Here is an 8,292-nt window from a genome sequence, read left to right on the forward strand (position 1 = left end):
TACTAATCTTGCAACCAAAGTTATCCATTTACCGCAGCGGCGGCAACCTGTGCCATACTGCATGCGCTGTAGGCGATGGCAATAGGCCTATTTAACAGGGTGTTCGAGGGTTACTTGAGCCCAAGTTGGCCCATCCAATACGTGCACCGGCCAAACCACTCATCAAACGATGGCGCGGTAAGAAATCCGTGTTCGCCTTTGGCATAGATATGCATCGCTGCTTCGACATGGTGTTGCCGGAGGCCTCGATAGAAATAGAGGCTGTTTTCCACCGATACCACTTCGTCCGCTCCCGAATGTACCAAAAAGGTCGGTGGGGTCAGGGAATCCACGTGCAACTCGTTGGAAAAATAGAAAAGCTGTTTATCGCTCGGTTGGGCGCCAAGCAAATTTGCGCGCGACCCGGTATGGCCCACGGAATCCATGAAACTGATTACCGGATTGATTAAGAGCAAAAAATCTGGGCGCAAGTTCGTGTTTTCCGGATTCTCAATGTAAGTATCGGCATAATGTGTACCGGCTGTAGCGGCTAAGTGGCCTCCAGCCGAAAACCCCATTACACCCACCCGCTGTGGGTCTATGTGCCATTCGGTCGCCCGCTCACGGACGGTTTTGATGGCTTGTTGCAGGTCTTGCAGGGGGCCGATACTCGGGTCAACCATGATGCGATCGTTGGGCAGCCTATAATGCAAAACGATAGCGGATATTCCCAATTTGTTGAATACCCGGGCCACATCGCTTCCTTCACGTTTGGTTAACAACGTATGGTAGCCACCACCTGGGCAAATGATTACCGCGGTCCCTGTCGCCCGATCCTCGGGCACCAAGAATAACCTGATGCTGGGCTCCGAAACATCGAAGGCTAAACTATCTACCATGGCATTCGGTTCATTGCGCTCGATGTTTTCAGCCTCTTTTGCGTTGGGAATTCCTTGGGGATAGAGGGGCAAGTGTTGTTGTGCATACACCAAATTGGAGACGGCCAACAATCCTAACACGGTGGTCAATGCCTTGTAAATCAGATTAGCGGTTTTCATCTATTTATTTTTTTGTTTCAGTTGTTAAACGGAGTCTTTAATGATTAATCCGCCAACTGGCGGAACCAATGTGTTTAATGCGAAGCATTCTTGAACACCTCTTGAAAAAAGCAAGAGGTTGAATAACATTATTTTAACCATATCGGGGTCATATCATCAAATTAACTTCGCAAGTTAATCAAAAATCCAAGTCCTGAGGCTGCTGAATACAATGGTTATAAAGGTCACCGTTTCCATAACACCCCCCTACCGGGCATTATTCAGGCACAAAACTCAGCGTTGAAAGTTTATCCGGCTCGAGTATCTCGTTGGCGATGCTCAGCAACTGGCCAGCATCAACAGCATCTATCTGACCGAACAACGCCGCCAGTGTTTGCACGTAGCCATAATCTTGCAGATTCTTAGCCATGGAGATAATCAGGCTCATCCGGTTTTCTTCGGCCAATGCAATCTGGCCCTTGAATTTCTGCTTTGCCTGATAAAGCTGCATCACACCAAGCGCATGTTCCCGAAGCTTCTTCAGCTCCTTCATGATAAGACGCTTCGCTTGTGCGGCTTTTTCTTCGTCTGTTCCGAAATAAATGTAAAATAGGCCTGTGTCCGAATAAGGCGTATAGTTCGACTCAATTGTATAGGCGATGCCGTGTTTCTCGCGTACCACCAAGTTAAGCCTTGAGCTCATTCCCATTCCCCCTAGCAGGTTATTGAGTAAAAGAAGTCCCACCTTGTTATCATCGTGTACGCCATAGGCTTTCGTGCCCATCACGTAGTGCACTTGGTTAATCGGTTTTTGATGCGTGTTTTGCCGCGTTACGGTCATTGGTGGTTTGGCACGTTCCTTACGGTTGTTATTTTCAGACAGCTTCCCCAAAATCCTTTCGGCTAGCTGACGGACCTTCTTTACCGAATAGTTCCCACTGATGCCGATGACGATTTCGTGTGTATTATAGGTTTGCTGGATGAAATGGTCGATATTGGCCCTGGAAAGTGCCTGCAAATCGGCGGCTGTTCCGAGAATGTTGTGCCCCAATCCATGCCCTTCAAATACCATATCTTCAAAATCGTCCATGATGGCATCTTCGGGGCTATCGAGATAAGAGGCCATCTCATCGAGAATTACTCCTTTTTCTTTTTCCATTTCGTCTTCGGGGAAAACCGAATGGAAAAATAAATCTTCAAATAAATCCAGTGTTCGCTCCAGGTAGGGAGAAAGGAAGGAGGCATGGATGCAGGTATACTCCTTAGTGGTGTAGGCATTCAAATCGCCGCCCACAGCTTCCAGCCGATTGAGTATCTGGTTTGTACTTCTTTTCTCCGTCCGCTTAAACAGCAGGTGTTCAATAAAATGGGCCAATCCGTATTGTCCCTCCTGTTCATCTCGTGCCCCCGCATTAACTAACATACAGGCATGCGAAACAGGCGAGGCTACCTGATGCAGAACAATCCGGATACCATTGGCTAAATGAATAAGTTCGCACTCCATGGGGGCGCAAGATAGCGAAAAAATAGCATCAACCTCCACCGCCGGGAGGGCCGCTGCGCCGTCCGGGGCCGTCCGGGCCATCGGAACCGTCGAATCCCATCCGCCCACCGGCAAAATTGGAGAATCGATAAGACAAGGTAAGCAGGAAATACCGTGCCAGCCGGTTGGTTCGGCTATCGATGATCATGTCTTCGGTTACACTCCGCGACACGTTTGTCTGTTCGTTGAGCAAGTCATAAGCTTGGAAACGAATAGCTCCGTTACGGCCTTTCAAAAACTGCTTTTCGATATAAGTATTGATAATCATTGGATTAGCATCCACTGTGCTGCTGTACCCGCTGTTGCTTGTTTTCGCTAGGTCGGCGCCGAAGATCCATGTTGGCGTTAAATTTATCGATCCATCCAGTGTCAGCGCCCAGGTAGACACGTTCCTGTTATTCCCCGATGAAACCGTATTGTGTGTTGTATTATAGGTATAGCGCACGCCCGGCGTGATGTCGATGGTCTCCGTTGGGTTGTAACGAAAGCCCAGCCGCTGGGAAAGCACCCAGTTTTTGGCGACGTTGCGAGCAGTGTTCCTTATCGCAGTACCTGCTAGGTTTTCTTCGGTAGTAGTGAAAGAAACGTTGTTGTTGTAAGATATCATCCCACCGAACGATAGGGTGTACTTACGGTCGGCAAAGGGCTTCGAGAAATTATAGAATCCCCGCGTATTATAGAATCCATCGGTATTCAAGTATTCGGTAGCTTGCACTAACCCGATCGAATCGTCAACAGAAGTGGTCCGGTTCGTTACAATTTTATCTTCCGACAACGATCCGGAAGCACCGACGAAGAAGGATGTACCTTCACCGACATTGAAGTTTCGGTAATTGATACGCACTTCGTGTGAAAACTCGGCGGCGAGATCGGGGTTACCGGTTACGGGTGCATTTACGTTAGAATAGTCTGTAAACGGTTGCAGCTGCGTGAAGCTAGGCTCATTGGCCCGGCCCGAATAATTGACGCTGAACCGCTTGGTTCGTGACATTTGATATTCCAATCGTGCTACAGGCATCCAATTGAAGCCATTGCGATCGATGTTTATGACCTGGCCATCGATATCTGCCCCACCGCGTAAAAGATTGGGTTGTGCGGCTACGCCCAGCGAATAATTCCACTTATCGTTGCGGTATCTATAAGTAAGCGACCCGCGATGCGTATAAAATGTATAGTCGTAATTTCGATTGTTGTTGTATTCGGGGTTATCGATTACCACGCCGTCGATATCATAGGCATTGGCCCTGCGGCTGTTATCGTACGAGGCAAAGTTGAAGTCATAGCTCAACTCCAATGTACTATATAGTCCCAATGGCTCGATATAGGACATCGTGGTCCCGCCATTAAGATTTTTGTTCCGCAAATCTACCAAGTGCTGTTGGTATACACTGTCAAGATCTTCTATTGAGGTTTCGTATACCAGTGTATTGAGTATTCGCTCTTGGTCTTGATCTGTACTCGCGGTATTCAGTGAGAAGTTGAAGAAGACGTTTCGCCCGTTATCGCTTAGCCGCCGATTGTACAGTCCACTTGCTCCGTAATTGGGGGCATACGATTTATTCAATTGCCGATTAGTCAATTCATTAATCAACTGTTGGCCAAGGGCATTGCTACTCAATGATAAATTATCCGCTCGATTATGGCGCACGCTAATATTCGGCGAAAACTTAATATAGTTTTTATCGTCGGGCTTATACTCCACATTCCAGCTGAACCGGTGGTCGTTACCGATGCTACCGTTGTCCATATTACTGGTAACGTACGTGGTTGCTTCCTGCACGAAGATCTCCCGGAACTCGTCACTCAAGGTACTGTTGTCGGTGTGCCCGAAACTGTACTCCCCATACATGGTTAGCTGATCATTGAAGTCCTGTCGGTAGTTTATTCCGATGGATTGGGTATTGGTAAGGCCATTCGACCCACCCCATCCACCGCCACCGAAGCCTCGGCCGAAGCTGCCGCCCCCCGGCCCGCGACGAGCTCCGCCGCTGCGAATATTGAAATCGAATAGGCTAGCGTTGACATTATTCAGGTTGCCAAGCATCGAGAGCTGCATACCCTCCTTGAACTTGCCATAAGATCCGGTTACTTGGTACCGTTCTGCGGTACCACCCCCCACACGGAAGTTACCAAAATCGCCATTATTACGGCCGGGAGCAACCTCGAGATTCAATACTCGTTCAGGGTCGCCCGATCGATTACCCGTAATGTTGGCCATATCACCGTAATCATCGACAATCTGGATTTTTTCAACGATCTCTGCGGGGAGGTTTTGGATAGCCGCTTTGATGTCACCGCCGAAATAGTCCTTACCGTTGATCCGCGCTCGCGTTACAGATTCGCCCTGAGCGGTTACATTTCCATCTTTATCAACTTCTACGCCATCCAGCTTCTTGAGCGCGTCTTCCACCAGCGCACCTTCACGGAGCTTCAGGTCCTTGGTGGCGTATTCTAGTGTATCCTCCTTGATCGTAATGGCGGCCGCCCCTGTAACAGATACCTCGGCAAGCATATGGCTAGATGCCCGAAGAATGAGCGATACCTTCAATTCCCGCCTACCGGCATCAAACGTCTGTCGCTGTATGAGGGTATCAAAACCCAAGCTGGTCACGGTAAGTACAACGCTACTGCCTTTTATATTGTTGAATGAAAAGACTCCTCCGGCCCCCGAACTGGTCTGTACGGAATCGACGTCAGACACCAATTTGACCGAGGCACCGGTTACCGTTGCCCCGTTTTGGTCGCTGAGCGTACCGATTACCCGCTTGTTGGTTTGCGCGAAACAGACAGCCCCAAAGGCCATAAAAAAAGCGACTGACAGACCTAGGTTACGTGTTTGTCTAATCGCTGACTGATTGGAAATTTTCATTCGTTATGATAAATAATTTAATTTTTCACTCTTTGGCCAGTGGGGCTTTCACCCACACCCCCGGTTCTTCGCGGGGCTTCGACGGCATTTGCCGGCCGTAGCCGTAGGGATAACCATAGCCATAACCATACGGATAGCCATAGCCGCGGCGCATGGTACTGGCGGATGTTCCACTGCCCGGCACCATCACACCGTTGATTTTGATATTAAACGCTAGTTCATCACCATCATCAATGGAAATCCCCAAGCGCTTTAACGGAACCACTATTTCTACACACAACGCATCGGCGGTATCCAGCGTAGCCTGAGCGTGGATACCGTATGTATTTTCCAACGAAATCTGTCCATCGAGCACATCGTCAAACCGCATGATATGGATAGCACGTATGGCCGCCAAGGCGCCTTTCCGCATATCGTCGGGGCGGTCATCGTTGTCGGCTGACATGATCGAGCGGAATGCCAATCGATCGGCGACGGGGAAATAAACCGTGGGACCCTCGCGTTTCTTGCCCTTTTTATTGACCGTAAAGGCTAGGCCCTGTGCAAAAATCTGCATCTGCCGATCCTTGTCCTGGACGCGCATCGCTACGTATACGTTTTCCGCATCGTTCTTGATGTGGTAGTGGAATTGCTGTGTGGCATGTTCGTACACCAAAGAATCACCCCAATCGGCAAGCTGACCATCGATAATAATGCCGCTGGCCCAATCCAATGATTGCTGCACTTCACCTTTGTTGCGTTGGGCGAACGTAGGGTTCGTGACAAAAAACATCAATATCGTACAAATTATAATAGCCATCTGTATTGCAATAATGCGTGGTTTTGACATATCCTTTATAGTTAAGTTTAATTGTATAAAAATTATTACAAGCGAGGTTAGCTTTTTTTCCGACCCAGCCACAAATGTATATGTTTCGCTCGGAAATAGGCGATTCCCAAGGTGACAGCATGTGAAAACCTTACCCCGTCCACGACCTGACCGATTGATGACTTGCATATCAAATCCAACTTAACTAAGTTTGCCGTATTGTAACGATAGCGAGTATAAGCATGCTACTTTCCAGACATCAGGACGTTCTTATCGAAGCCGGTTGCGACGAGGCTGGCCGGGGCTGTCTCGCCGGCCCGGTGTTCGCTGCAGCTGTTATTTTCTCGCACAACTTCCGTCACGATATACTTAACGATTCCAAACAGCTGTCTGCTTCGCAACGTAATGTGCTGCGCGGGATGGTTGAAGCCGAGGCATTAGCTTTTGCTGTGGCTAGCGTAAGCCCACAGGAAATTGACCGCATCAATATCCACAACGCGTCTTACGTAGCGATGCACCGTGCCCTCGACATGCTGGCGTTGAAGGCCGAATTTATCCTCGTAGACGGCAATCGGTTTATCCCTTATCAGCAAGTTCCGCATTGCTGCGTGGTAAAAGGGGATGGCAAATACCTATCGATCGCGGCAGCCTCTATATTGGCAAAAACCTATCGCGATGAATATATGGAAAACCTAGCGGCGGAATTTCCCGAATATGGGTGGTGCCAAAATAAGGGTTATCCCACCATCCAACACCGCAATGCGATCGTCAGGCACGGTCTTACCCACCATCACCGACGCACATTCCGGGTGACAGACCCCCAACTTACCCTTTTTTCATAATCTTTCCATCAAAAATAAATCGCAACAGACTTCGTGCTTGCCGCCAGTCACCACAGGCGATTCTTATTTAGCAACACCAAGGGAAAAAATAGCGATATTTAGTGCCGGAATTGCTTAAAGAGATATGATCATTACTTCCTTGAGAAAGAATGTATTGGCCGTGTTGGCAACAATATGTTTGGTATTCGACTTGGCACAGGCCAACGAAACACCCGTATTCATATCGGGTCAAGACGGGTATGAGAGTTACCGCATCCCCGCCATCATCAACTTGCCAAATGGCGACTTACTTGCTTTCTGTGAAGGCAGGGTACATCACGCAGCCGACTTTGGCGACATCGATATCGTGATGAAACGAAGCACCGATAGCGGGAAAACGTGGAGCAGCCTGCAAAAAGTGGTCGACCACGATACCCTCCAAGCGGGTAATCCCGCACCGGTGGTGGACCTGCTGGACCCGGCGTATCCGCAGGGCCGGATTTTCCTTTTTTTCAATACGGGCAATAACCACGAAGGGGAAGTACGGAAAGGCCTAGGTTTGCGTGAGGTTTGGTTCATTACTTCGACAGATGGGGGCAATACCTGGTCTGACACTGCGAATATTACCATGCAAGTGCACCGCCCCAACCAACCAGCGGCCAATCCGGCCTATCGCTTTGCTGAAGACTGGCGGAGCTATGCCAACACGCCCGGTCGAGGCATGCAATTTGATTGGGGTAAATTCAAGGGCCGTATATACATTGCCGCCAACCATTCTTCCGGCGCTCCCAAACCGGCGTTCAAGGATTACCATGCACACGGCTACTATACGGATGACCATGGCAAAACCTTCCAGCTGAGTGAGATCGTCCCTTTCGAAGGCAGCAACGAATCCATGGCCGCGCTCATCCAAGGCGACACCTTATTGATGAATTCGCGGAACCAACAGGGGAATGTACGCAACCGGATCATCTCATTGAGTAGCGATGGTGGGGCTACATGGGACACGACGTATTATGACCTACAGCTCCCCGATCCAGTTAACCAAGGCAGCCTATTAGCATTCAATGGTCAAGACGGCGAACGGTTATTAGCATTTTGCAATGCCGCAGATACCGTACATCGGGATAATCTGACCATCCGCATTAGTAGGGATGGGGGAAAAACCTGGTTCTTCAGCCAATCCATTGCCAAAGCTCCGTCAGGTTACAAAGGTGCCTATGCCGCATATTCGG

General features: G+C 49.2%; 6 protein-coding genes. 2 read left to right on the forward strand and 4 right to left on the reverse strand.

Features of this window, described 5'->3' with window-relative positions:
- Positions 1–110: 110 nt before the first annotated feature.
- The 4 genes from VNQ80_RS10315 to VNQ80_RS10330 form a co-directional block, all read right to left on the reverse strand.
- Positions 111–1,037: an alpha/beta hydrolase gene (locus VNQ80_RS10315; RefSeq protein ID WP_325638175.1), complete on the reverse strand. Its 927-nt coding sequence runs from the start codon at positions 1,035–1,037 to the stop codon at positions 111–113.
- 256 nt (positions 1,038–1,293) lie between these two features.
- Entirely contained in the window at positions 1,294–2,520 is a 1,227-nt protein-coding gene (locus VNQ80_RS10320; protein WP_325638192.1) for a pitrilysin family protein, read from the reverse strand.
- Between the two features lie 28 nt (positions 2,521–2,548).
- A complete protein-coding gene (locus tag VNQ80_RS10325; protein WP_325638179.1) occupies positions 2,549–5,428 on the reverse strand; it encodes a TonB-dependent receptor in 2,880 nt (959 codons plus the stop codon).
- A gap of 25 nt (positions 5,429–5,453) precedes the next feature.
- On the reverse strand, positions 5,454–6,227 hold the full coding sequence (locus tag VNQ80_RS10330; RefSeq protein WP_325638181.1) for a hypothetical protein: 774 nt from the start codon (positions 6,225–6,227) through the stop codon (positions 5,454–5,456).
- Between the two features lie 251 nt (positions 6,228–6,478).
- Here VNQ80_RS10330 and VNQ80_RS10335 point away from each other — a divergent pair, with 251 nt between their 5' ends.
- Positions 6,479–7,078: a ribonuclease HII gene (locus VNQ80_RS10335; RefSeq protein ID WP_325638183.1), complete on the forward strand. Its 600-nt coding sequence runs from the start codon at positions 6,479–6,481 to the stop codon at positions 7,076–7,078.
- A 124-nt stretch (positions 7,079–7,202) separates the two neighbouring features.
- On the forward strand, positions 7,203–8,292 hold a 1,090-nt coding region (locus VNQ80_RS10340; protein ID WP_325638184.1), incomplete at its 3' end, for a sialidase family protein.

It is taken from the genome of Parapedobacter sp. (genome assembly GCF_035556095.1).
Classification (GTDB): Bacteria; Bacteroidota; Bacteroidia; order Sphingobacteriales; family Sphingobacteriaceae; genus Parapedobacter.

What these genes read in the sequence shown, in the direction of transcription:
- VNQ80_RS10335 (WP_325638183.1), top strand. Translation starts at nt 6,479, where the DNA reads ATGCTACTTTCCAGACATCAGGACGTTCTTATCGAAGCCGGTTGCGAC.
- VNQ80_RS10320 (WP_325638192.1), bottom strand. Translation starts at nt 2,520, where the DNA reads ATGGAGTGCGAACTTATTCATTTAGCCAATGGTATCCGGATTGTTCTG.
- VNQ80_RS10330 (WP_325638181.1), bottom strand. Translation starts at nt 6,227, where the DNA reads ATGGCTATTATAATTTGTACGATATTGATGTTTTTTGTCACGAACCCT.
- VNQ80_RS10315 (WP_325638175.1), bottom strand. Translation starts at nt 1,037, where the DNA reads ATGAAAACCGCTAATCTGATTTACAAGGCATTGACCACCGTGTTAGGA.
- VNQ80_RS10325 (WP_325638179.1), bottom strand. Translation starts at nt 5,428, where the DNA reads ATGAAAATTTCCAATCAGTCAGCGATTAGACAAACACGTAACCTAGGT.